At 61.1% G+C, this 22,221-nt stretch carries 19 protein-coding genes and 1 pseudogene; 11 read left to right on the plus strand and 9 right to left on the minus strand.

Going from position 1 to position 22,221, the window contains the following annotated elements; translation table 11 throughout:
* Window positions 1–40: 40 nt before the first annotated feature.
* Window positions 41–751: a TraX family protein gene (locus tag ACYSTU_RS04620; protein WP_498996379.1), complete on the minus strand. Its 711-nt coding sequence runs from the start codon at window positions 749–751 to the stop codon at window positions 41–43.
* 126 nt (window positions 752–877) lie between these two features.
* Here ACYSTU_RS04620 and ACYSTU_RS04625 point away from each other — a divergent pair, with 126 nt between their 5' ends.
* Together ACYSTU_RS04625 and ACYSTU_RS04630 are read left to right on the plus strand one after the other, a co-directional pair.
* Window positions 878–1,918: a threonine aldolase family protein gene (locus ACYSTU_RS04625; protein ID WP_217878935.1), complete on the plus strand. Its 1,041-nt coding sequence runs from the start codon at window positions 878–880 to the stop codon at window positions 1,916–1,918.
* A gap of 468 nt (window positions 1,919–2,386) precedes the next feature.
* Complete coding sequence (locus tag ACYSTU_RS04630; protein WP_336353267.1) at window positions 2,387–2,920, plus strand: REP-associated tyrosine transposase; 534 nt, start codon at window positions 2,387–2,389, stop codon at window positions 2,918–2,920.
* Between the two features lie 63 nt (window positions 2,921–2,983).
* Here the strand turns inward: ACYSTU_RS04630 and gbcB are convergent, their stop codons facing one another.
* Window positions 2,984–4,084: a glycine betaine monooxygenase reductase subunit gene (gene gbcB / locus ACYSTU_RS04635; RefSeq protein WP_498996383.1), complete on the minus strand. Its 1,101-nt coding sequence runs from the start codon at window positions 4,082–4,084 to the stop codon at window positions 2,984–2,986.
* Window positions 4,085–4,379: 295 nt separating this feature from the next.
* On the opposite strand from gbcB, the gene gbca reads away from it, so the two are divergent.
* Window positions 4,380–5,675 (plus strand): glycine betaine monooxygenase oxygenase subunit, encoded by a 1,296-nt coding sequence (gene gbca / locus ACYSTU_RS04640; RefSeq protein WP_122748161.1) that lies wholly within the window; start codon window positions 4,380–4,382, stop codon window positions 5,673–5,675.
* Window positions 5,676–6,604: 929 nt separating this feature from the next.
* Here gbca and etfB read toward each other — a convergent pair.
* From etfB to ACYSTU_RS04670, 6 genes are all read right to left on the minus strand, one after another.
* On the minus strand, window positions 6,605–7,375 hold the full coding sequence (gene etfB, locus ACYSTU_RS04645; RefSeq protein WP_024014592.1) for an electron transfer flavoprotein subunit beta: 771 nt from the start codon (window positions 7,373–7,375) through the stop codon (window positions 6,605–6,607).
* A 9-nt stretch (window positions 7,376–7,384) separates the two neighbouring features.
* The gene (gene etfA / locus ACYSTU_RS04650) at window positions 7,385–8,605 is read right to left on the minus strand and encodes an electron transfer flavoprotein subunit alpha (RefSeq protein WP_498996396.1); all 1,221 of its coding nucleotides are present in this window, start codon (window positions 8,603–8,605) and stop codon (window positions 7,385–7,387) included.
* Window positions 8,605–10,554 carry a dimethylglycine demethylation protein DgcB gene (gene dgcB, locus ACYSTU_RS04655; RefSeq protein WP_498996400.1) on the minus strand — a complete coding sequence of 650 codons (1,950 nt, stop codon included), beginning with the start codon at window positions 10,552–10,554 and terminating at the stop codon, window positions 8,605–8,607. Before dgcB ends, etfA begins: the two co-directional genes overlap by 1 nt.
* A gap of 160 nt (window positions 10,555–10,714) precedes the next feature.
* Window positions 10,715–12,775, minus strand: a complete 2,061-nt coding sequence (gene dgcA / locus ACYSTU_RS04660) for a dimethylglycine demethylation protein DgcA (RefSeq protein WP_041476756.1) — start codon at window positions 12,773–12,775, stop codon at window positions 10,715–10,717.
* 15 nt (window positions 12,776–12,790) lie between these two features.
* Window positions 12,791–13,321 carry a 4-vinyl reductase gene (locus ACYSTU_RS04665; protein ID WP_039757633.1) on the minus strand — a complete coding sequence of 177 codons (531 nt, stop codon included), beginning with the start codon at window positions 13,319–13,321 and terminating at the stop codon, window positions 12,791–12,793.
* 105 nt (window positions 13,322–13,426) lie between these two features.
* Window positions 13,427–14,404 carry a dipeptidase gene (locus ACYSTU_RS04670; RefSeq protein ID WP_498996406.1) on the minus strand — a complete coding sequence of 326 codons (978 nt, stop codon included), beginning with the start codon at window positions 14,402–14,404 and terminating at the stop codon, window positions 13,427–13,429.
* 231 nt (window positions 14,405–14,635) lie between these two features.
* On the opposite strand from ACYSTU_RS04670, the gene ACYSTU_RS04675 reads away from it, so the two are divergent.
* From ACYSTU_RS04675 to ACYSTU_RS04685, 3 genes and pseudogenes are all read left to right on the plus strand, one after another.
* Window positions 14,636–15,037 (plus strand): lysozyme inhibitor LprI family protein, encoded by a 402-nt coding sequence (locus ACYSTU_RS04675; RefSeq protein WP_125925563.1) that lies wholly within the window; start codon window positions 14,636–14,638, stop codon window positions 15,035–15,037.
* A gap of 10 nt (window positions 15,038–15,047) precedes the next feature.
* A pseudogene (locus tag ACYSTU_RS04680) lies at window positions 15,048–15,275 on the plus strand (helix-turn-helix domain-containing protein); the annotation flags it as partial.
* A gap of 28 nt (window positions 15,276–15,303) precedes the next feature.
* On the plus strand, window positions 15,304–15,720 hold the full coding sequence (locus tag ACYSTU_RS04685; RefSeq protein WP_016772815.1) for a DUF3010 family protein: 417 nt from the start codon (window positions 15,304–15,306) through the stop codon (window positions 15,718–15,720).
* A gap of 143 nt (window positions 15,721–15,863) precedes the next feature.
* Here the strand turns inward: ACYSTU_RS04685 and ACYSTU_RS04690 are convergent, their stop codons facing one another.
* Entirely contained in the window at window positions 15,864–16,808 is a 945-nt protein-coding gene (locus ACYSTU_RS04690; RefSeq protein WP_122748164.1) for a GlxA family transcriptional regulator, read from the minus strand.
* Window positions 16,809–16,999: 191 nt separating this feature from the next.
* Here ACYSTU_RS04690 and ACYSTU_RS04695 point away from each other — a divergent pair, with 191 nt between their 5' ends.
* The 5 genes from ACYSTU_RS04695 to ACYSTU_RS04715 all read left to right on the plus strand — a co-directional run bounded on the left by ACYSTU_RS04695 (window position 17,000) and on the right by ACYSTU_RS04715 (window position 22,004).
* Window positions 17,000–17,944, plus strand: coding sequence for a choline ABC transporter substrate-binding protein (locus ACYSTU_RS04695; RefSeq protein ID WP_016772813.1), 945 nt, complete (start codon window positions 17,000–17,002; stop codon window positions 17,942–17,944).
* Window positions 17,945–18,049: 105 nt separating this feature from the next.
* Entirely contained in the window at window positions 18,050–18,937 is an 888-nt protein-coding gene (cdhC, locus tag ACYSTU_RS04700) for a 3-dehydrocarnitine:acetyl-CoA trimethylamine transferase CdhC (RefSeq protein ID WP_024014602.1), read from the plus strand.
* A 212-nt stretch (window positions 18,938–19,149) separates the two neighbouring features.
* On the plus strand, window positions 19,150–20,115 hold the full coding sequence (locus tag ACYSTU_RS04705; RefSeq protein WP_125916605.1) for an L-carnitine dehydrogenase: 966 nt from the start codon (window positions 19,150–19,152) through the stop codon (window positions 20,113–20,115).
* 224 nt (window positions 20,116–20,339) lie between these two features.
* Window positions 20,340–20,816, plus strand: coding sequence for a thioesterase family protein (locus ACYSTU_RS04710; RefSeq protein WP_498996414.1), 477 nt, complete (start codon window positions 20,340–20,342; stop codon window positions 20,814–20,816).
* A gap of 24 nt (window positions 20,817–20,840) precedes the next feature.
* On the plus strand, window positions 20,841–22,004 hold the full coding sequence (locus tag ACYSTU_RS04715) for a gamma-butyrobetaine dioxygenase (RefSeq protein ID WP_136493088.1): 1,164 nt from the start codon (window positions 20,841–20,843) through the stop codon (window positions 22,002–22,004).
* Window positions 22,005–22,221: the final 217 nt, after the last annotated feature.

The raw sequence follows: 22,221 nt of genomic DNA on the forward strand, positions 1-22,221 counted from the left end.
CTGAACCACCGCTATCGCTGGCAAGCCAGCTCCCACAGGGTTAAGCGGCGAGCTGGCGGATAAGTAGCAGCAGTAGGAAATGCGCGGGATACAGCGCATACGCCCAGCGCCGCATCGGTGGTGGCTGCAGATGTCGCCCATGTCGCAACAAGAACATTCCGAGCATCGGCGCAAACACACAGGCCGCCAGCCCAAGCATCGCCACGCTGTTGCCGAAACGCGCCGATTCGAGCAGCACCTGCCATTGGTTCGCCGCCAGACACACCAGCCCCGGCAACAGGCTGAAATACCAGGGTCGGCGGAAAACCAGCAGCATCGCCAATGGCAACAATACGCCGAAGAAACCGAACATCAGTCGTTCTGAAAAAACCGCCGCAACCACCAGCGCGGCCAGTGCGAGCAATCGCGCCACCGACGCTGAGTCCTGCCAGCCGCGCGCCACCAGCAAGCCCAGCGCCAGCGTCGGCATCACGTTGAACGTGTCAGGGTCGGGGATATAAAAGCGATAAGGGACTTCGCTGATGGCGCTGAACAGCAACAGCCAGCCCAGATAGCGCCATTCCATTTTGCGCGAATCGTCTCGTGCCAGATTCGCCGCCATCGCCAGGCAAAACCATGGAAACGCCAATCGCCCGGGCACATACAACCAATCGACGGAGAAGCCGATATATCGCAGGTGATCGAGCAACATGCTCAGCAACGCCAGCCATTTGAGCAGATCCAGGGCGCCGTCGCGTTGGCTCAGGTGCATAATCGGCCCATAAACTGGTAATTTTCCCCACCCGACATCGCATGTGCTCCCCGGACGATCTTCGGTAAAGTGCGCATCCTCATTGACCACGAGCCTTCACAAGAGTCTCGATTACGGAAGCCGGCCATGACCGACAAGAGCCAACAATTCGCCAGCGACAACTATTCCGGGATCTGCCCTGAAGCCTGGGCTGCCATGGAACAGGCCAACCACGGCCACCAGCGCGCTTACGGCGACGATGAATGGACCGCCCGTGCGGCGGATCATTTCCGCAAACTGTTCGAAACCGACTGCGAAGTGTTCTTCGCCTTCAACGGCACCGCCGCCAACTCGCTGGCCCTGTCGTCGCTGTGCCAGAGTTACCACAGCGTGATCTGCTCGGAAACCGCCCACGTCGAAACCGACGAATGCGGCGCTCCGGAATTCTTCTCCAACGGCTCGAAGCTGCTGATCGCCGGCACTGAAAACGGCAAGATCACCCCGCAATCGATCCGCGAAGTCGCACTCAAGCGTCAGGACATCCACTACCCGAAACCGCGCGTGGTGACCCTGACCCAGGCCACCGAAGTCGGCAGCGTCTACACCCCGGAAGAAGTCCGCGCCATCAGCGCAACCTGCAAGGAACTGGGCCTGCACCTGCACATGGACGGCGCACGGTTCTCCAACGCTTGCGCATTCCTCGGCTGCTCGCCCGCCGACCTGACCTGGAAAGCCGGCGTCGACGTGCTGTGCTTCGGCGGCACGAAAAACGGCATGGCGGTGGGTGAAGCGATCCTGTTCTTCAACCACAAACTGGCCGAAGACTTTGATTACCGCTGCAAGCAGGCCGGGCAACTGGCGTCGAAGATGCGCTTTTTGTCGGCACCGTGGGTCGGCATTCTGGAAAACGACGCCTGGCTCAAATACGCACGCCACGCCAACCACTGCGCGCAACTGCTGGCAGAACTGGTCAGCGACATTCCCGGCGTCGAACTGATGTTCCCGGTGCAGGCCAACGGCGTGTTCCTGCAACTGTCCGAGCCGGCCATCGCTGCGTTGACTGCAAAGAACTGGCGCTTCTACACCTTCATCGGCAAGGGCGGCGCACGCTTCATGTGCTCCTGGGACACCGACGAAGAGCGCGTGCGCGAACTGGCGCGCGATATTCGCGAGGTCATGTCGGCCTGATCCCGCCCATGATCATTCCCACGCGCAGCAAAGGAATGTCTCCCGGGACGCTCCGCGTTCCAGCTTCACCCTTGGCGACAGGCTGAAAACCGCTATGACGCAGAGCGTCAGTGGCTGCATTCCCACGCAGAGCGTGGGAACGATCTTTATCTCCACATCTGCCCCACCCTGATCGTTCCCACGCTCCGCGCGGTAACGCCTCCAGGGACGCTCCGCGTTCCAGCTTCACCCTTGGCGACAGGCTGAAAACCGCTATGACGCGGAGCGTCAGTGGCTGCATTCCCACGCAGAGCGTGGGAACGATCTTAGGTCGGGAATGACTTTTCCCACTGTAGTTGCAGACGTCTCTTCTAGCACGTTCCCTACTCCGGCCTCACCCTGATCGTTCCCACGCTCTGCGTGGTAATGCATCTCGGGACGCTCCGCGTTCCATCTCATTCGCACCGCAAGATTCAAGGATCGAATCCCATGGGCCGCAGCCGCTATACGATTACCGAAGCCGACAAACCGCACTTCCTCACCTGCACCGTAATGGAGTGGTTGCCGTTATTCATTCGCCCGTACATCGTTGAGCACCTGCTCAACTGCTGGCGATATCAACAGGCTCATCATGACTTGAAGCTATACGGCTACGTGATTCTGGAAAACCACCTGCACTTCGTCGCCCAAGCACCCGATCTGAGCAAATGCCTCAGCCAGTTCAAGTCCTTCACCGCGCGACAAATCATCAATGACTTGCAAACAAAAGGCGCCGACAAAGCCTTGCAGCGCCTGCGCTTCAGCAAGCGTGCGCACAAACAGGACCGGGTGTATCAGCTGTGGCAGGAAGGTGCGCACGCGGAGATGGTCTATAGCGAATCAGTGATGCGTCAGAAGCTTGAATACATCCACAACAATCCGCTGAAACGCGGATATGTGGATTTACCGGAGCATTGGCGTTATTCGAGTGCCAGGGACTACGCGGGAACTGAGGGACTGATCGAGGTTCAGCGCTGGTATTGAAAGGGGACGCGGAGCGTCCCGGGCGGCATTCCCACGCGGAGCGTGGGAACGATCATAAAAGCCTCAGAACCCAATCCGCACATCCCCCTTCGGCACGCTGCAGCACGACAGGATAAATCCTTCCGCCTCGTCATCCTCGGTAATCCCGCCGTTGTGCTCCATCTCCACTTCGCCGCCCAGTTTCATCACCTTGCACGTTCCGCAGATACCCATGCCGCAGGCTTTCGGGATCATCAGACCGAGCTTGGCGGCGGCTGCGTGGACGGTTTCGCCCGGGCCGACGCGAATGCTTTTGCCGGAGGCGGTGAATTCCACCTGATGCAGATCCGCGGCGTCGATTTCCGGCGCATCGGCGGCTTGTTCGGCCTGTTCCACCGCGTCGGCGCGGGCCTCGGGTGGCGTGGCGCCGAAGGATTCTTCGTGGTAGCGCGACATGTCGTAGCCGGCCGCTTCCAGCAAGCGTTTGACCGCAGTCATGTACGGCGTCGGGCCGCAGCAGAACACTTCGCGTTCGAGGAAGTCCGGAACCATCAGTTCGAGCATCTTGTGGTTCAGGTAACCGCGATAACCGGCCCATGGCTCACCGAGGCCGTGCTTTTCACAGATCAGGTGCAGGCTGAAGTTGTCGATCCGCGACGCCATGTGCTCGAGTTCGCGGTGGTAAATGATGTCTTTCGGCGACCGCGCGCTGTGCACGAAAGTCATGTCGACGTTGGCGTTGGTGTCGTAGAACCAGCGCGCCATCGACATGCACGGGGTGATGCCGACGCCACCGCTCAGATACAGGACCTTCGGGCTCGGGAAGTCGATCGCGTTGAACAGCCCGACCGGGCCGTGCACCGCCAGCTCCTGACCTTCATGCAAAGTGTCGTGCAACCAGTTCGAGACCTTGCCGCCCGGCACGCGTTTGATCGTCACCGAAAAGCTGTACGGCACCGACGGCGAGCTGGAAATCGTGTACGAGCGCATGATCGGCTGGCCTTCGATTTCCAGCTCCAGGGTGACGAACTGCCCCGGCTTGAAGAAGAACAGGATCGGCTGGTCGGCCATAAAGCAGAAGGTGCGCACATCCCAGGTTTCCTGGATGACTTTGACGCAACGGACAATGTGTCGGCCATTGGCCCAGGTCTGGGTGGTGACCGGATTCAGGAAGCTGTTGGACATGCTGTTCTCCACGGCCGACTGTCGGCCTCTTGTCGGCGATTCTGCGTATAGCGCAGACCGCGCGTTTACCTATCCGCGACATTGACATACTTATCGCGACCAGCCCTTGAACACCGGGGCTTGCGCGTCGGGAACAGATTGCGCCATGTCGCGCATGGATAAGGTTCCCCCCAGCGCCGGCCCCACACTCGCCCAACACAAGACGACTTCTTTACACCTTGCGTAGCAACCGTTTTGCAGCACACCTGATCAGCCACTTTCGCCGGCCACGCAGAGGGCCATGAGGATTACATCGATGGACGTCACCGCAAAAATCAGCCTGGGCGATCCGCTGGAACCCGCACGCAAGGCCACCGCACAAATGCTTCAGGAGCGCGAGCGCACTTTTTCGCTGCCACAGCCGTTCTACAGCGACGAACGTCTGTTCGATATCGATATGCAGGAGATCTTCCAGAAGGAATGGTTGATCGCCGGCATGACCTGCGAGATCCCGGCCAAGGGCAACTATCTGACCCTGCAGGTCGGCAAGAACCCGATCATCGTCATTCGCGGCGCCGAGGGCGTGGTGCACGCGTTCCACAACGTCTGCCGTCACCGTGGCTCGCGCCTGTGCACCAGTGATAAAGGCAAAGTCGCCAAACTGGTCTGCCATTACCACCAGTGGACTTACGAACTGGACGGTCGCCTGCTGTTCGCCGGCACCGAGATGGGCGCCGACTTCGACATGAAGCAATACGGCCTCAAACCGGTGAACGTGAAAACCGCTGGCGGCTACATCTTCATCAGCCTGGCGGAGAACCCGCCGGCCATCGATGACTTCCTGTCGACGCTCAACCATTACATGGAACCGTACGACATGGAGAACACCAAGGTGGCGATTACCACCACCTTGATGGAGAAAGCCAACTGGAAACTGGTGCTGGAAAACAACCGCGAGTGCTACCACTGCAACGCGTCGCACCCGGAACTGTTGAAAACCCTGCTGGAGTGGGACGACGTCACCGACCCGCGCGCCGATCAGGCGTTCAAGGATCACGTCGCCGCCTCCGCCGCTGCCTGGGAAGCGGAAAAGATCCCTTACGCCCACGCCAGTTTCGGCTTGCGCAACCGTATCGTGCGCATGCCGCTGCTCAAGGGCACCGTGTCGATGACGCTCGACGGCAAACAGGGCTGCGCCAAACTGATGGGCCGCATCAAGAACCCCGATCTGGGCTCGATGCGCATCCTGCACCTGCCGCACTCGTGGAACCACTGCATGGGCGACCACATCATAGTCTTCACCGTGTGGCCAATCAGTGCCCAGGAAACCATGGTCACCACCAAGTGGCTGGTGCACAAGGATGCGGTGGAAGGTGTCGATTACGACGTCGAGCGCATGCGCCAGGTGTGGGACGCGACCAACGATCAGGACCGCCGTCTGGCTGAGGAAAACCAGCGCGGGATCAACTCCACCGCTTACCAGCCTGGGCCTTACTCCAAAACCTATGAATTCGGCGTGGTCAACTTCGTCGATTGGTACAGCGAGCGCATGTTGAACAACCTCGGGGCCGAGCCTGCGCCTTACCTCAAAGGCGTTCCGGTTCAGGGCTGATCAAGAGCAAAAGATCGCAGCCTGCGGCGGCTCCTACAGGTGGAATGCATTCCCCTGTGGGAGCGAGCTTGCTCGCGAAGGCGTCCTGACCCACGCTACATCTTTCAGTTGATCAATTTCCGACCAATCACCCCCGCCCCCATACCCATCAAGCCCTCCAGCCTTCCGCAAACAAGTTATCCACATACCCGCCCACAGCAAATGGGGGTAACTGTGGATGACTTGAAAATTATCCTGCTGATTTGCAAAGAAAAACCGTGACTTATCCATAAGCATGGTTTCTGAAAACGATTGGTTGTTTTTTGATCGAATCGCTGTAGACCTAATATTTAAAGGCCTCTAGCAGGTAGCAAACACGTTATCCACAGAAGCGCCAACAGAGATCGGGGGTAACTTTGGCTGGCCTGTGGAAAAAACCGTGCGGACGGGGAAAAGTGCTCTTGCGGGACGCTTTCTTTGCTTGGATAGCTCATTTGATCAGGAAATGATCAACCTTCCGTAAGCCTCGTTCCATATGGCCTACAGCTGATAGCGAACATCTTATCCACAGAAGCGCCAACAGAGATTGGGGGCAAGTTCTCGATTTATACCGAGGGAAAAGCCTCACAAATCCGTGAGTTACGCTGATCGTTTTTTGATCTTATGGCTGGAAGGCTTGAATGGCGTGGGGTGCGCGGAAGGGCGAACACGTTATCCACAGCTTCGCCAACAGGGAATGTGGGTAAGCCGCTTCCCCTCACCCCAACCCTCTCCCAGAGGGAGAGGGGGCCGACCGCGTCGACTGGTGAGGTTACATCGACCTGAAACATTGTATTGATCTCAGGCTTGGCCAGACCAAGGCCACCGCCATGTCGCAGGTCGGTGTACTTGGCCAATTCGCCGCGGTAGGTCCCCTCTCCCTCTGGGAGAGGGCTAGGGTGAGGGGCTTTTCAGCGGACAACGCCCTCTTCAATCAGCAGCTTCAGAATCGCCTCCGCCCCAGCCTGTGCGGTGACGCCTTTGAGCACCTGCCCCCCGCCGCCACTGGCCTTGGCCGTCGCGGCCTTCATCCGGTCGGCGCCGCTCTTGGCCTTGATCACCTTCAAGCGCTTGGGCCGTGGCTTGGCCGGTTGCAGCGTGGCGACGGCCAACAATTGGTCCTCCACCACTTCAACGTCATCGGCGGCCAATTCGCCCCGTCGTGCCGGGCCATACGCGCTCTGCCGAGGCTTCGGCGCGGCGTTATCCACAGTGGCCAGAAACGGCAGTTTGACCTTCAAGCGGCGTCGCTGGCCGCGCGGCAACGCTTGCAGGACCAGCGCTGAACCATCATTGATCGATTCGACCTGCGCCAGGCCCACCACCAGCGGCCAGCCCAGACCTTCGGCCAGCAGGAACGGCAACATCCCCGAACCTTCGCCGGTTTCCGCCTGGCTGCCGGTCAGCACCACTTGCGCTCCGGCATCGCGCAGGTACGCGGTCAGCGCCGGCAAGGCATCGGCGCCGGCGGGTTGTTCCAGCACATGCAGCTGTTCCAGGCCCATGCCCAGATAGGCACGCAGGGCCGGTTCGGCAACATCACCGGCGTGCAGCACTTGCAGGTTATCCCCAGCCAGTTGCAGGCCCAGTTCCACCGCGCGCGCATCCTGATCGGCGCGCCGTGGCCGACCCGAAGTCGGGTGAGCGCCGATTGAAACCAGACTGATAACGTTCGTGTTCATAGGGTTTCCTTACGCCGCATCGCGCTTGGCTTCGTTGCGGTAAGCAGCGACCGCTTCGATCAACGCTTGCAGAATCTCTGCGCTTTCGCCGATCACCGAAAGGTCGGCACGCTTGATCATGTCGCAACCCGGATCGAGGTTGATCGCCACCACCTTGTCGCAGGCGCCAATGCCTTGCAGGTGCTGGATCGCGCCGGAGATACCCACAGCCACATAGACCCGCGCAGTGACCCAGGTGCCGGACGCGCCGACCTGGCGATCCCGGGCCATGAAGCCATCGTCCACCGCAACCCGCGAAGCGCCTTCGGTGGCGCCGAGGGCTGCGGCGGTTTCGTGGAACAACTGCCAGTCCTTGACGCCGTTACCGCCGGAGAAGATGAACTCGGCTTCGGCCATCGGAATCGCCGCCGGATCTACCGCCACTGCGCCGAGATCTTCGATGCGCGACAAGCTGCGCGCGACGCTTGTGGATAACTCCACTGGCAACGCTTCGTGACGGGTTTCGCTGACCGGTTCTGCGCATTCGGCAGCGGCGAGAATCAACCGCGCCACTGGACGCGCCAAGTCTTGCAATCCGGCCCCGGCGCGGCCGATGCATTCCTGATCCTTGACCTGCCAGACCCGCGTGGCCGGGCGCTCGCCCAAGGCTGCAGCAAAGCGCCGGCCGAGTTCGCCGCCACCGCTGCGGCTGTCCGGCAGCAACCAGTGATGCGGATTGAATTGGTTATCCACAGCGCGCATACCCTGCACCCGTTGTTCCGGTGCATAACCGCTGAATTCCTCGCCTTCAAGCACCAGCAAGCGATCAACGCCCGCGGTTTCGAAAGCGCTTTCCTTGTGTTCGCCGAACACCACAGCAAGCACCGCACCATCGCTGCCGGCCAGTTGGTGAGCGAGGCCGAGCAGATCGCGGTCGTGGCTGCTCAGGCGACCGCCGACCATATCCGGCACCACGCTGATGTAGAACGCCGGAGCCGGTACCTGATGCAGCGGCAACTGCACTTCAACAGCAGCCGAGCGTTTGACCGCCCCACCCTGCTGCGCGCCGCTGCGGTCAATGCGTTTGATGCCGTTGGGGCCGATAAAACCCAGGCCGTGCAGATTCTTGCGAATGACGCCGTTGGGCCCCATCCAGCTGTGCTGCGCCGGTTGCATCGCCGCGTGCAGCGGATGCAGGCGGTTGCGCGCAATCCATTCGGCGCGCGGGTCGCGGCGGATAATGTCGCTCATCAGTGCACCTCCGCAGGTTCACGTTTGGCCGGCGTGGCAGGCTTGCTTGGCGCGGCGTCCTCAAGCAACGCGTCGGCGACCAGTTCGGCGATGTCCTTGATCAGTGGACGCGGTTCAACCACGCCTTCGAGCATCGCCGTGCACTGTGGACAACCCACCGCCACCAGTTCGGCGCCGGTTTCGCGGATGTCTTCCATGCGCATGTCGGGGATGCGCTGCTTGCCCGGAATGTCAGTGATCGGCGCGCCGCCACCGCCGCCGCAGCAGCGTGAGCGGAAGCCGGACCGTTGCATCTCTTTGACTTCGATGCCGAGGGCACGCAGCACTTCGCGCGGCGCTTCGTACTCGCCGTTGTAGCGGCCCAGGTAGCACGGATCGTGATAGGTCACGCTGTTGCCTTTGTGCTGACCGAGGTTGAGCGCGCCGGCCTGAATGATCTCGGCCATGTAGGTGCTGTGGTGCTGCACCAGGTAGTTGCCATCGAAGGCGCCGTACTCGTTTTTCAGCACATGGAAACTGTGCGGATCGCAGGTGACGATGCGGTTGAAGCTGTATTTGGCCAACGTCTGGATGTTGCGCTTGGCCAGCAACTGGAACGTCGCTTCGTCGCCGAGACGCCGCGCCACATCGCCGCTGTCACGTTCTTCAAGGCCGAGCACGGCGAAGTCGATGTTTGCCGCTTTCAGCACTTTGACGAACGCGCGCAGGGTGCGCTGGTTGCGCATGTCGAAGGCGCCGTCGCCGACCCAGAACAGCACGTCGGTGGACTTCTTTTCGCTGAGCAGATTGAGGTTCAGATCCGCCGCCCAGTTCATCCGCCCGCCCGGGGCGAAACCGCCGGGGTTATCGGTGGCGATCAGGTTTTCGAGGACTTCGGCACCCTTGTTCGGCGTCGCACCTTTTTCCAGGGTCAGATGCCGGCGCATGTCGACGATCGCATCGACGTGCTCGATCATCATCGGGCACTCCTCGACGCAGGCACGGCAGGTGGTGCAAGACCACAGGGTTTCGGCGTCGACCAGACCGTTGACGATCGGTTGATGCGGACTGCCGCCATGCTCGCCGATCGGTTTGCCTGGATACGGGCTGCCGGCGAACTTCGCGTCAGTGCCGCCGGCGAGGCCGACGACCATGTCCTGAATCAGTTTTTTCGGGTTCAGCGGCTGGCCGGCGGCGAAGGCCGGGCACGCTGCTTCGCACTTGCCGCACTGCACGCAGGCGTCGAAACCGAGCAACTGGTTCCAAGTGAAATCCTTGGGTTTTTCCACGCCCAGCGGCGCATCGGGATTGTTCAGATCCAGTGGCTTCAAACCGGTCGAGCGCCCGCCGCCAAAACGTTCCGGGCGACGGTGCCAGGCCAGGTGCAGCGCTCCGGCAAAGGCGTGTTTCATCGGCCCGCCCCAAGTCATGCCGAAGAACAGTTCCGACACGCCCCACAGCACGCCAACACCGAGGATGACTGCGAGCAGCCAGCCGCCGAAGTTTTCCGGCAGGATCCCCGCCACCGGCAGGGTCACCAGGAAAAACGACGCGGAGAAGGCCAGCAGGCTTGTCGGCAGGCGCATCCATGGGCCTTTCGACAGACGCGCAGGCGGATTGACGCGGCGCAGGTACATGAAGATCGCGCCGACGAACATCACCGCAGACATCAGCAGTAAGGCGTAGCCAAGGATGCGGTTATGCAGGCCGAAACCGTGCACCAGAATGGCCAGCACAATCGACGCCACCGCACCGCCCGCCGTGGCGACGTGGGTGTTGGCAATGTATTTGTCCCGCGCGACGACGTGGTGCAGGTCGACCATGTAGCGCTTGGGCATGGCCAGCAGACCGCCGAGCAGATCGACCTTCGCCGCCCGCCCCCGGCGCCACATGTTCATCCGCCGCAACGCGCCGAGGACCGCAAGGCCCAGGGCTGCGAACAACAGGATTGGAAGAAGGGTGTTCAACATGGTGAAGCTCCCACCAGACAGCCTGGAGAAACACGGCGTTCGATGATCGTTCCCACGCTCTGCGTGGGAATGAATCCCGTGACGCTCTGCGTCACAAAGGACGCGGAGCGTCCCTGGTTGCATTCCCACGCGGAGCGTGGGAACGATCAGTTAACGTGTCTTAGAAATCCTTGCAGAGTCGCAGGGCGTCATAGATCGCGGCGTGGGTATTACGCTGCGCCACGCAGTCGCCGATGCGGAACAGCAAGTAGCCGTCGCCCGCTTCGCTCAGCGAAGGTTGCGGCTGGATCGCGAACAGCGCTTCGACGTCGATCTGGCCCTTGTTGCGCGAGCCGTCCTTGAGGGCGTAGTAGATTTCCTCGTCCGGGCGCACGCCGTTTTCGACGACCACCTGATCGACCACCCGCTCCTCTTTCGCGCCGGTGTATTCGTTCTCCAGCACCGCGATCAGCTTGTCGCCTTCGCGGTAGACCTTCTCCAGCATCATGTCGCCGGTCATGATCACTTCTTTCGGGTACATGCTGCGGTAGTAGGTCGGGAACGACGTGCCGCCGATGGCCACGCCCGGTTTGATGTCGTCGGTGACGATCTCGACCTGGCTGCCCTTGTCGGCGAGGAAGTCGGCGACCGACATCCCGGTGAACTCGCAAATGGTGTCGTAGACCAGCACGTTCTTGCCCGGCGCAACTTTGCCGTCGAGCACGTCCCAGCTGCTGACCACCAGCCCTTCGGCCGCGCCCCAGTGCTCGTTCTGCTCAAGGTACGGATGACCGCCGACCGCCAGTACCACCACATCCGGACGCAGGTCCATGATGGTGTCGGCATCCGCCGCCGTGCCCAGGCGCAGATCGACTTTCAGCCGCGCCAGTTCCAGCTGGAACCAGCGGGTGATGCCGGCGATCTGGTCACGCTGCGGTGCTTTCGATGCGGTGGTGATCTGCCCGCCGATGAAGTCTTTTTTCTCGAACAGCGTGACGTCGTGGCCACGCTCGGCAGCCACGCGTGCGGCTTCCATCCCGGCCGGGCCGGCACCAACGATCACCACCTTGCGTTTCGGCCCGGTGGATTTCTCGATGATGTGCGGCACGCCCATGTATTCACGGGAGGTCGCGGCGTTCTGAATGCACAGCACGTCCAGACCCTGATACTGACGGTCGATGCAATAGTTAGCGCCGACGCACTGCTTGATCTGGTCGATCTGGCCCATCTTGATCTTGGCGATCAGGTGCGGGTCAGCGATGTGCGCGCGGGTCATGCCGACCATGTCGACGTAACCGCCCTCAAGGATGCGCGTGGCCTGGTTCGGGTCCTTGATGTTCTGCGCGTGCAACACCGGCACCTTGACCACTTCCTTGATCCCGGCAGCCAGGTGCAGGAACGGCTCCGGTGGATAACTCATGTTCGGAATAACGTTGGCCAGGGTGTTGTGGGTATCGCAACCCGAGCCGACCACGCCGATGAAATCGAGCATGCCGGTGTCGTCGTAATACTTGGCGATCTGCTTCATGTCCTCGTGGGACAAGCCGTCCGGGTGGAACTCGTCACCGCACAGGCGCATGCCCACGCAGAAGTCATCACCGACCTCGGCGCGCACGGCTTTCAGGACTTCCAGGCCGAACTTCATCCGCCCTTCGAAGCTGCCGCCCCATTCATCGGTACGCTTGTTGACGCGCGGGCTCCAGAACTGGTCGATCATGTGCTGGTGCACGGCCGACAGTTCGACGCCATCGAGGCCACCAGCCTTGGCCCGGCGCGCGGCCTGGGCGTAGTTGCCGATCACTCGCCAGATCTCTTCCGGCTCGATGGTTTTGCAAGTGGCGCGGTGCACCGGTTCACGGATGCCCGAGGGCGACATCAAGGTCGGCCAGTTGAAACCGTCCCAGCGCGAGCGACGGCCCATGTGGGTAATCTGGATCATGATCTTGGCGCCATGCTTGTGCATGGCGTCGGCCAGATTCTGGAAGTGCGGAATGATCCGGTCGGTGGACAGATTGACCGAGCTCCACCATTCCTGCGGGCTGTCGATCGCCACGACGGACGAACCGCCGCAGATGGCCAGGCCGATACCGCCCTTGGCTTTCTCTTCGTAGTATTTGACGTAGCGGTCGGTGGTCATGCCACCGTCAGTCGCGTAGACCTCGGCGTGCGCGGTGCTGAGCACGCGGTTGCGGATGGTCAGTTTGCCGATCTGGATCGGCTGGAACATTGCTTCGAAAGCCATGGCACGGTCCTCGGCTTACAACGGCTTGACGATGAACAAGCCGTCATCGTGGCCCTCTTCGGAGCCTCCGTAGACTTGTTCGGCGACAGTACGGATCTTGCTGCCACGGGCTTCGAGAATCTGGTCCATGGCGCCGGCGAACCAGCCGGTGAACATGTAATCGACCTTGCGCCCGACCTTGCCGTAGACATAGACGAATGCCGAGTGCTCGAGCTTGACGCTGGCGGTGCCCTTGTCGAGGTCGATGTCCTGGATCTTGAACAGGCCCCAGCCGCGCTGCGACAGGCGCTTCATGTAGTGTTCGAACACCGCGACGCCTTCCAGGCCGTGGCATTCGGCTTCTTTCTCACACCAGTGCCAGGCAGATTTGTAGCCGGCCTTGTAGAGGATCTCGGCATAGGCTTCAGCGCCGAGCACTTCCTCGATGCCCATGTGGTTGTTGACGAAAAAGTGACGCGGCACATACAGCATTGGCAGGGCGTCGGAGGTCCAGACACCGGTCTCGCTGTCGACTTCGATTGGCAATTGCGGGGCGATCTTGGCCATGGAAACTTAACTCCAGAAAAATGATGGTTCAGTGTTGGCCGCGGCCCTCACCCCAACCCTCTCCCGCAGGAGAGGGGGCAGATCGGCGGCGGTCTTGAGAAAGCGTTATTCGCCCCAGACGTTCTTAAGAACGCTTACCCAGTTCTCGCCCATGATCTTGCGCACCACGCGCTCGGAATGGCCGCGCTTGAGCAGGGTTTCGGTGAGGTTGGGGAATTCGCCGACGGTGCGGATGCCCAGGGGGTTGATGATCTTGCCGAAGCTGGTCAGGCGGCGGGCGTAACCCTTGTCGTGGGTCAGGTATTCGAAGAAGTCCTGGCCGTGACCCTGAGTGAAATCGGTGCCGATACCGATGGCGTCTTCGCCAACGATGTTCATGGTGTATTCGATCGCTTCGGCGTAATCGTCGATGGTCGAATCGATGCCCTTGGCGAGGAACGGCGCGAACATGGTCACGCCGACAAACCCGCCGTGGTCGGCAATGAACTTCAGCTCGGCATCGGACTTGTTGCGCGGGTGCTCTTTGAGACCCGACGGCAGGCAGTGCGAGTAGCAGACCGGTTTTTTCGATTCGAGAATGACTTCTTCAGATGTCTTGGAACCGACGTGGGACAGGTCGCACATGACGCCGACGCGGTTCATCTCGGCAACGATCTCGCGACCGAAACCTGACAGGCCGCCATCACGCTCGTAGCACCCGGTGCCGACCAGATTCTGGGTGTTGTAGCACATCTGCACGATGCCAACGCCGAGCTGCTTGAACACCTCGACATAACCGATCCGGTCTTCGAAAGCGTGGGCATTCTGGAAGCCGAAGAGGATACCGGTCTTGCCCTGCTCCTTGGCCCGACGGATGTCGGCGGTAGTGCGCACCGGCATCACCAGATCGCTGTTCTCACGGATCAGTTTCTGGCTGGCAGCAATGTTGTTCACGGTCGCCTGAAAGCCTTCCCACACCGACACAGTGCAGTTGGCTGCCGTCAGACCGCCCTTGCGCATGTCTTCGAACAGCTCGCGGTTCCATTTGGCAATGATCAGACCGTCGATAACGATGCTGTCGGCGTGTAGTTCGGCTGGGCTCATCAGGCGTCCCCTTATTGGCAATTCATGCGCCGAATCGTCTGCCGGCGCTTTGGGGCCAGCATATGCCTCGGTGCCGGGGCGACCGGGTGCAAAAACGACAGGGGAATTGCCGAAAGCGTCAATCCGCGACAAAGGGTCGTCAGCCGCCCTCCTCGGCTGGCTGTTCAAGCCCGCGCGCTTGCGCCAGAATCTGCCGCAGCCTGCACCTACCAACGGATTAGAGCGACCCCAATGAAATCGATCTTCCTCGCCCTGGCACTGATTGCGACCGGCGCCCACGCCGCCGAAGAATCCGAGAACAACCCGTGCGACGCGGTGGAAAACGACATCCAGACCCTGGAATGCTCCGCCTACAGCCGCAGCACCGCCGAAGACCTGCTCAAAGACAACTACGCCAGCCTCAGCGAACGCATGCAGACCGCCTACGGCAAGAACCCGACGCAACTGGCCGACATCACCGCCAAACTGAAAACCGCCCAGCAACAATGGTTGAAGACGCGGGATGCGGATTGCGCGGTGGAAGCGTTCCCGGCCACGGCGGGGAGCAAGGCCTTCACCATTGCGCAGAATGATTGTGTCGCGCGGATGAGTGATGAACGGTCGGAGTTTTTGGAGTCGATCGGGCAGGAATAAACATACAAAGGATAAATCAATGATTCCTCATGAAGTGGTCAGCCATATGGTTGATGGCGCAACACCGATCCGCGCCTGGCGCGAATATCTCAACCTGACTCAGGAAGAAGTGGCCAAGCGCATGGGCATCTCGCAACCGGCGTTTGCCCAGCAGGAAACAGTCGCCAAACCCCGCAAGGCTACCCGCGAGAAAATTGCCGCCGCGTTCGGCATCACAGCCAGTCAGCTTGAGCTGTAGGCTGCCCTCTTTATTCAAAGGAATTTCCATGAACATCTGCGGCATTGAAATCAAAGGCAGCGAAGCGATCATCGCCGTGGCGGCGCTCGACGGTTCGACGTTGAGCCACGTCCCTCTCGCCACAAAAAAGATTGCTCTGGATGACGATGACGAGGCCGCGAACGTGCGGCGGTTCGCGGCGCAGGTGGCGTCGTTTGTGCGGGAGAATTCGGTGGACCGGATCGCGATCAAGAAGCGCAGCAAAAAGGGCGAGTTTGCCGGTGGGCCGACGACGTTCAAGATCGAGGGTGTGTTTCAGTTGCTTGATGGCTGTGAGGTGACGCTGCTGTCGCCACAGACGATCAATGCCCAGGCCAAGAAGCACAATTTCGAGCTGCCGGGGACGTTGAACAAGTATCAGCATGAGGCGTACAAAGCGGCGTGTTCGGCGTTGGTGAAGAAATAACCCGATTCCCGAAATCACCTTCGAACCTGTGGGAGCGGGCTTGCCCGCGATGGCGGTGTGTCCGGCAATAACAATGTTGGATGTGCTGGCCTCATCGCGGGCAAGCCCGCTCCCACAGGGTTCTAGGGTGTCGCTGAAACCATTCACGCCTGCGCGGTACGCCGGTCTTCCCGGGGGCAGCGGGCGAAACGCGCGCGATAACTGCGGGTGAAATACGACGGTGATTCAAAACCACAGGCAATGCTGACTTCGAGCACGCTCATATCGGTCTGGCGCAGCAATTGCCGCGCCTTCTCAAGCCTTAACCGCAGATAGAAATTGCTCGGCGTATCGTTCAGGTGCAGCCGGAACAACCTCTCCAGTTGCCGCCGGGTCACCTTGATCGACTCCGCCAGTTGCAGCGTGGTCAGCGGCGGTTCGCTGTGCTGTTCCATTTCGCCGATCACCTGCACCAGTTTCTTGTTGTTGATCCCGTAACGCGTGGCGACTTCCATGCGCTGGTGATCCTTGCGCGGGCGGATGCGCCCGAGCACAAACTGCTCGCTGACCTGAATCGCCAGTTGCGGGCCGTGGGCCTGTGCGATCAGGTCGAGCATCAGATCAATCGAGGCCGTACCTCCCGCCGAGGTGATCCGCCGCCGGTCGATCTCGAACAGCTCCTGAGTCACGCTGAGCTGTGGATAAGATTCCTTGAAGGCATCGATCGCCTCCCAGTGCAGGGTCAGGCGATGGCCGTCGAGCAGGCCAGCTTCGGCAAGGACGAAGCTGCCGGTGTCGATCGCACCGAGGGTTACGCCGTCCTTATCCAGCCTGCGCAACCAGTGCTCCAGCGTCGGCGTGATGAACTTCAGCGGTTCGAAGCCGGCCACCACCAGCAAGGTCGCGCCTTTCTTCAGCGGCTCCAGTGCCGCATCGGCGTTGACCGACATGCCGTTGCTCGCCAGTACCGCGCCGCCATCGGCGCTGAGCACATGCCAGCGGTACAACTCGCCGCGAAAGCGGTTGGCCACGCGCAACGGTTCGATCGCGGAAATAAAGCCGATGGCGGAGAACCCCGGCATCAGCAAAAAGTAGAAATCCTGGGACATGGGCGCACTCGGTTGGCGGGTCGCGTGGCTCGTTGATACGCCGATTATCGGCGGCGTTCAAGCGTGCAGGTCGCTACAGTGCAAATGCCAGTCGCCGCAGTGCGCTTTCACGGGTGCATAGCTGCGTAACTTGGCCTCACCGGCGCGCAGATGCCGGGAACCACAATAATCGAACTGCCGAGGAACCCGACATGAAACGACTGATCAGCAGCTGCGTTCTTGCACTCAGCGGTACCGCTTTCTTCAGCACCGGCGTGATGGCGGCCGAACCGGCCTCCTGCAAGAACGTACGCATGGGCGTGGTCAACTGGACTGACGTGATCGCCACCAGTGCCATGACCCAGGTCCTGCTCGACGGCCTCGGCTACAGCACCAAACAGACCAGCGCCTCGCAGCAGATCATCTTTGCCGGGATTCGCGATCAGCGCCTGGACTTGTTCCTCGGCTACTGGAACCCGCTGATGACCCAGACCATCACGCCATTCGTCGAGGCCAATCAGGTCAAAGTGCTCGAAGCACCGAGCCTGAAAGACGCTCGCGCCACCCTCGCCGTGCCGACATATCTGGCTGACAAGGGCCTGAAAACCTTCGCTGACATCGCCAAATTCGAGAAGGAATTGGGCGGCAAGATCTACGGCATCGAACCAGGCTCGGGCGCCAACACGCAGATCAAAGCGATGATCGCCAAGAACCAGTTTGGTCTGGGCAAATTCCAGCTGGTCGAATCGAGCGAGGCCGGCATGCTCGCCGCCGTCGACCGCGCCGTGCGGCGCAAGGAAGCCGTGGTGTTCTTCGGCTGGGCGCCGCACCCGATGAACGTCAACATTCAGATGACCTACCTGACCGGCAGCGAAGACGCCCTCGGCCCGAACGAAGGCATGGCCACGGTGTGGACGGTCACGTCACCGAAGTACGCCGAGCAATGTCCGAACATCGGCCGCCTGCTGACCAACCTGACGTTCACCGCCGAATCCGAGAGCCGGATGATGCAGCCGCTGCTCGATCACAAGGATGCCTTCGAGTCGGCGAAGCAGTGGCTCAAGGATCACCCCGAAGACAAGCAGCGCTGGCTTGAAGGTGTGACGACTTTCGATGGCAAACCGGCTGCTGAAAACCTCCAGCTGACCAGCAAATAACCTTTATTGACCCCCCCTCTCCCAGATGGGAGAGGCCACTGAACCACGCTTCGCAGCCCGGTAGCGGGCTGCGGACAGACCCATCACGCCTGAAGGAAACGCACCATGAACCACGACGTCATCATCACCTGCGCACTCACCGGTGCTGGCGACACGACCGCCAAAAGTCCACACGTGCCGGTCACCCCGAAACAGATTGCTGCTGCCGCGGTGGAAGCGGCCAAGGCTGGCGCCACTGTGGTGCACTGCCATGTGCGCGATCCGCAGACCGGCAAGTTCAGCCGTGACGTGGCGCTGTACCGCGAAGTGATGGAGCGCATCCGCGAGGCGGACGTCGACATCATCGTCAACCTCACCGCCGGGATGGGCGGCGACCTGGAAATCGGCCCTGGCGAGAAGCCGATGGAGTTCGGCCCGAACACCGATCTGGTCGGTCCGCTGACCCGTCTCGCCCATGTTGAAGAACTGCTACCGGAAATCTGCACCCTCGATTGCGGCACGCTGAACTTCGGCGACGGCGACACCATTTACGTCTCTACCCCGGCGCAACTGCGCGCCGGCGCCAAGCGCATCACCGAACTGGGGGTGAAGGCCGAACTGGAGATTTTCGACACCGGGCATCTGTGGTTCGCCAAGCAGATGATCAAGGAAGGCTTGCTCGACAACCCGTTGTTCCAGCTGTGCCTGGGCATCCCGTGGGGCGCGCCGGCCGACACCACCACGATGAAAGCCATGGTCGACAACCTGCCCGCCGACGCGGTCTGGGCCGGTTTCGGCATCGGCCGCATGCAGATGCCGATGGCGGCGCAAGCGGTGCTGCTGGGCGGCAACGTGCGGGTCGGCCTCGAAGACAACCTGTGGCTGGACAAAGGCGTGCTGGCGACCAATGGCCAATTGGTCGAACGCGCCACGGAAATCCTCAGCCGCCTCGGTGCCCGCGTGCTGACGCCGGCCGAAGGTCGCAAAAAAATGGGCCTGACCCAGCGCGGCTGAACCTCACCCTCTCTCCCTGTGAACATAAATTTTGTGGTGAGGGGATTTATCCCCGATGGGTGGCGAAGCCGCCCCAAAACCTGACAACCCGGGGCATCAGATAGACCGAGAGCACTGGTTTTACGACTGCTTCGCAGCCGATCGGGGATAAATCCCCTCGCCACGAGAACAGAGTTTCCACAGGGATCACCGAACTCTCTCAGGAAATCGCCATGCGCTTTATCACCGAAATCAAAACCTTCGCCGCTCTCGGCAGCGGTGTCATCGGCAGTGGCTGGGTCGCCCGCGCCCTCGCCCACGGACTTGATGTAGTGGCCTGGGACCCGGCGCCCGGCGCCGAGGCGGCATTGCGCCAACGCGTGGCCAATGCGTGGGGCGCGCTGGAAAAGAACGGCCTGGCGCCCGGCGCTTCGCAGGACCGTCTGCGTTTTGTCGCAACCATCGAGGAGTGCGTGCGTGACGCCGACTTCATCCAGGAAAGCGCCCCGGAACGGCTGGAACTGAAGCTCGATCTGCACAGCAAGATCAGCGCCGCCGCCAAGCCCGATGCGCTGATCGGCTCCAGCACTTCAGGCCTTTTGCCCAGCGAGTTCTATGAGAGTTCGACGCACCCTGAACGCTGCGTGGTCGGGCATCCGTTCAACCCGGTTTATCTGTTGCCGCTGGTCGAAGTCGTCGGCGGCAAGAATACCGCGCCAGAGGCGGTGCAAGCGGCGATGCAAGTCTACGAATCCCTCGGCATGAGCCCGTTGCATGTGCGCAAGGAAGTGCCGGGGTTCATCGCCGATCGCCTGCTCGAAGCGCTGTGGCGTGAGGCGTTGCACCTGGTCAATGACGGTGTCGCGACGACCGGCGAGATCGACGATGCGATTCGCTTTGGCGCCGGTCTGCGCTGGTCGTTCATGGGCACTTTCCTGACTTACACCCTGGCCGGCGGCGATGCCGGCATGCGGCACTTCATGTCGCAATTCGGTCCGGCGTTGCAGTTGCCGTGGACATATCTGCCAGCACCGGAGCTGACCGACAAGCTGATCAATGATGTGGTCGATGGCACCACTGATCAGCTCGGTCGGCACAGCATTTCCGCGCTGGAGCGCTATCGTGATGACTGTTTGCTGGCGGTGCTTGAAGCGGTGAAGACCACCAAAGAGAAGCATGGGATGAGTTTCAGCGAGTGATGGTTCCGCTTCAGACCGCTGCCCTCACCCTAGCCCTCTCCCAGAGGTAGAGGGGACCGACCGCGGTGTTTATGCGAGCTGCACCGACCTGATCTATCGAGCCGAACTCGAGTTTTGAAAGGCCCCCGATCTGCTCCCTTTCCCCCTCGCCCCCTTGGGGGAGAGGGTTGGGGTGAGGGGGTTGCTCTTGACCCTAACGACCCGCCACCTGCCGGAACCCAATCATGCCCACACTCACCACCTACCAAACCACCATCATCCCCGACTGGGTCGACTACAACGGCCACCTGCGCGACGCCTTTTACTTGCTGATCTTCAGCTACGCCACCGATGCCCTGATGGACCGCCTCGGCATGGACAGCAGCAACCGCGAGGCCAGCGGCCACACGCTGTTCACCCTCGAACTGCACCTCAATTATCTGCACGAAGTGAAACTCGACACCGAGGTGGAAGTGCGCACGCAAATCATCGGCTATGACAGCAAGCGCCTGCACCTCTATCACAGCCTGCACAAGGTCGGCGATGAGCAAGCGCTGGCCGGCAATGAACAGATGCTTTTGCACGTCGACCTCGCCGGCCCGCGCTCGGCGCCGTTCAGCCCTGATACGTTGCATCGCCTGCAAGCCATCGTCGCCGATCAGACCGACCTGCCCGCTCCCGCTTACATCGGCCGCGTGATCGCGCTGCCACCCGCTCGGTAAATCCCCCACTGCCAAGGAGCCGCCATGAACACCGCCGTCGCTGTTGCCGATTTTCGTACTTATCCGTTGATCAGCGCGCTCGGTGGCGTGCAGGGTCTGGCGGATCGCGTTGTCATCGAATGGGCTGACGGGCGTGTCAGCCCGTTTCACCACGTATGGCTGCGCGACAATTGCCCGTGTGATCAATGTGTCTACAGCGTCACTCGCGAGCAGGTTTTCGAGAGCGTCGATGCAGCAGAGGATTTGCGACCGCTGGCCACGCGCATCGACAGCGATGGTTGCCTGCGCATCGACTGGCAGGACGGTCACCTGAGCCGCTTCGATCCGGGCTGGTTGCGCGCACATGCCTATGACGATGAATCCCGCGCCGAACGCCTGGCCGGCAAACCGCAGCCCCATTTGTGGCACAGCGATCTGCAATTGCCGGTGTTCGACTACATCGCGCTGATGAACGACAACGCCGCGCTGCTGCAATGGTTGCTCGCCGTGCGCGACATCGGCCTGACCCAAGTGCGCGGCGTGCCCACCGAGCCGGGCTCGCTGAAACTCATCGCGCAGCGGATTTCCTTCATCCGCGAAAGCAACTTCGGCGTGCTGTTCAATGTGCAATCCAAAGCCGATGCCGACAGCAACGCCTACACCGCCTTCAACCTGCCATTGCACACGGATCTGCCGACTCGCGAGCTGCAACCGGGGCTGCAATTTCTGCATTGCCTGGTGAATGATGCCGAGGGTGGCGAGAGTATTTTCGTCGATGGTTTTGCGATCGCCGAGGCCTTGCGTCAGGAGGAGCCGCAGCTGTTTGAGGCCCTGTGCGAAATCCCCGTGGAATTTCGCAACAAGGACCGGCACAGCGATTATCGCTGCCTGGCGCCGATCATCGCTGTGGATGCGCTGGGCCGGGTGGCGGAGATTCGCATGGCCAACTTTCTGCGCGGGGCGTTCGATACGTCGGTGGCGCAGATGCCGCTGCTGTATCGAGCCTATCGGCGCTTTATTGCGATGACCCGCGAGCCGCGGTTTCGGCTGATGCAGCGGCTCAAGCCGGGCGAGTTGTGGTGCTTTGACAACCGCCGCACGCTGCATGCGCGCAATGCCTTTGATCCAGCGACCGGGGCGCGGCATTTTCAGGGCTGCTATGTCGACCGGGATGAGTTGTTGTCGCGGATTCTGGTGTTACAAAGATAGACCGCGTCATCGACCTTCGCGAGCAAGCTCGCTCCCACATTGGAATGCATTTCAACTGTGGGAGCGAGCTTGCTCGCGAAAGCGTCAGTCCAAACAACGCGCTACTAACTGAATCACAAGCAAAAAAAACTCCGATCAAGCCGTGACAGGATCGGAGCTGAGGAGGGTACTGTTGAGGAGCTGCCAGGCGAGGGTGACCAAACCTTCGTGAAGCGAG

It is taken from the genome of Pseudomonas glycinis, assembly GCF_054871425.1.

What these genes read in the sequence shown, in the direction of transcription:
- ACYSTU_RS04620 (WP_498996379.1), bottom strand. Translation starts at nt 751, where the DNA reads ATGCACCTGAGCCAACGCGACGGCGCCCTGGATCTGCTCAAATGGCTG.
- ACYSTU_RS04625 (WP_217878935.1), top strand. Translation starts at nt 878, where the DNA reads ATGACCGACAAGAGCCAACAATTCGCCAGCGACAACTATTCCGGGATC.
- ACYSTU_RS04630 (WP_336353267.1), top strand. Translation starts at nt 2,387, where the DNA reads ATGGGCCGCAGCCGCTATACGATTACCGAAGCCGACAAACCGCACTTC.
- gbcB (WP_498996383.1), bottom strand. Translation starts at nt 4,084, where the DNA reads ATGTCCAACAGCTTCCTGAATCCGGTCACCACCCAGACCTGGGCCAAT.
- gbca (WP_122748161.1), top strand. Translation starts at nt 4,380, where the DNA reads ATGGACGTCACCGCAAAAATCAGCCTGGGCGATCCGCTGGAACCCGCA.
- etfB (WP_024014592.1), bottom strand. Translation starts at nt 7,375, where the DNA reads ATGAACACGAACGTTATCAGTCTGGTTTCAATCGGCGCTCACCCGACT.
- etfA (WP_498996396.1), bottom strand. Translation starts at nt 8,605, where the DNA reads ATGAGCGACATTATCCGCCGCGACCCGCGCGCCGAATGGATTGCGCGC.
- dgcB (WP_498996400.1), bottom strand. Translation starts at nt 10,554, where the DNA reads ATGTTGAACACCCTTCTTCCAATCCTGTTGTTCGCAGCCCTGGGCCTT.
- dgcA (WP_041476756.1), bottom strand. Translation starts at nt 12,775, where the DNA reads ATGGCTTTCGAAGCAATGTTCCAGCCGATCCAGATCGGCAAACTGACC.
- ACYSTU_RS04665 (WP_039757633.1), bottom strand. Translation starts at nt 13,321, where the DNA reads ATGGCCAAGATCGCCCCGCAATTGCCAATCGAAGTCGACAGCGAGACC.
- ACYSTU_RS04670 (WP_498996406.1), bottom strand. Translation starts at nt 14,404, where the DNA reads ATGAGCCCAGCCGAACTACACGCCGACAGCATCGTTATCGACGGTCTG.
- ACYSTU_RS04675 (WP_125925563.1), top strand. Translation starts at nt 14,636, where the DNA reads ATGAAATCGATCTTCCTCGCCCTGGCACTGATTGCGACCGGCGCCCAC.
- ACYSTU_RS04685 (WP_016772815.1), top strand. Translation starts at nt 15,304, where the DNA reads ATGAACATCTGCGGCATTGAAATCAAAGGCAGCGAAGCGATCATCGCC.
- ACYSTU_RS04690 (WP_122748164.1), bottom strand. Translation starts at nt 16,808, where the DNA reads ATGTCCCAGGATTTCTACTTTTTGCTGATGCCGGGGTTCTCCGCCATC.
- ACYSTU_RS04695 (WP_016772813.1), top strand. Translation starts at nt 17,000, where the DNA reads ATGAAACGACTGATCAGCAGCTGCGTTCTTGCACTCAGCGGTACCGCT.
- cdhC (WP_024014602.1), top strand. Translation starts at nt 18,050, where the DNA reads ATGAACCACGACGTCATCATCACCTGCGCACTCACCGGTGCTGGCGAC.
- ACYSTU_RS04705 (WP_125916605.1), top strand. Translation starts at nt 19,150, where the DNA reads ATGCGCTTTATCACCGAAATCAAAACCTTCGCCGCTCTCGGCAGCGGT.
- ACYSTU_RS04710 (WP_498996414.1), top strand. Translation starts at nt 20,340, where the DNA reads ATGCCCACACTCACCACCTACCAAACCACCATCATCCCCGACTGGGTC.
- ACYSTU_RS04715 (WP_136493088.1), top strand. Translation starts at nt 20,841, where the DNA reads ATGAACACCGCCGTCGCTGTTGCCGATTTTCGTACTTATCCGTTGATC.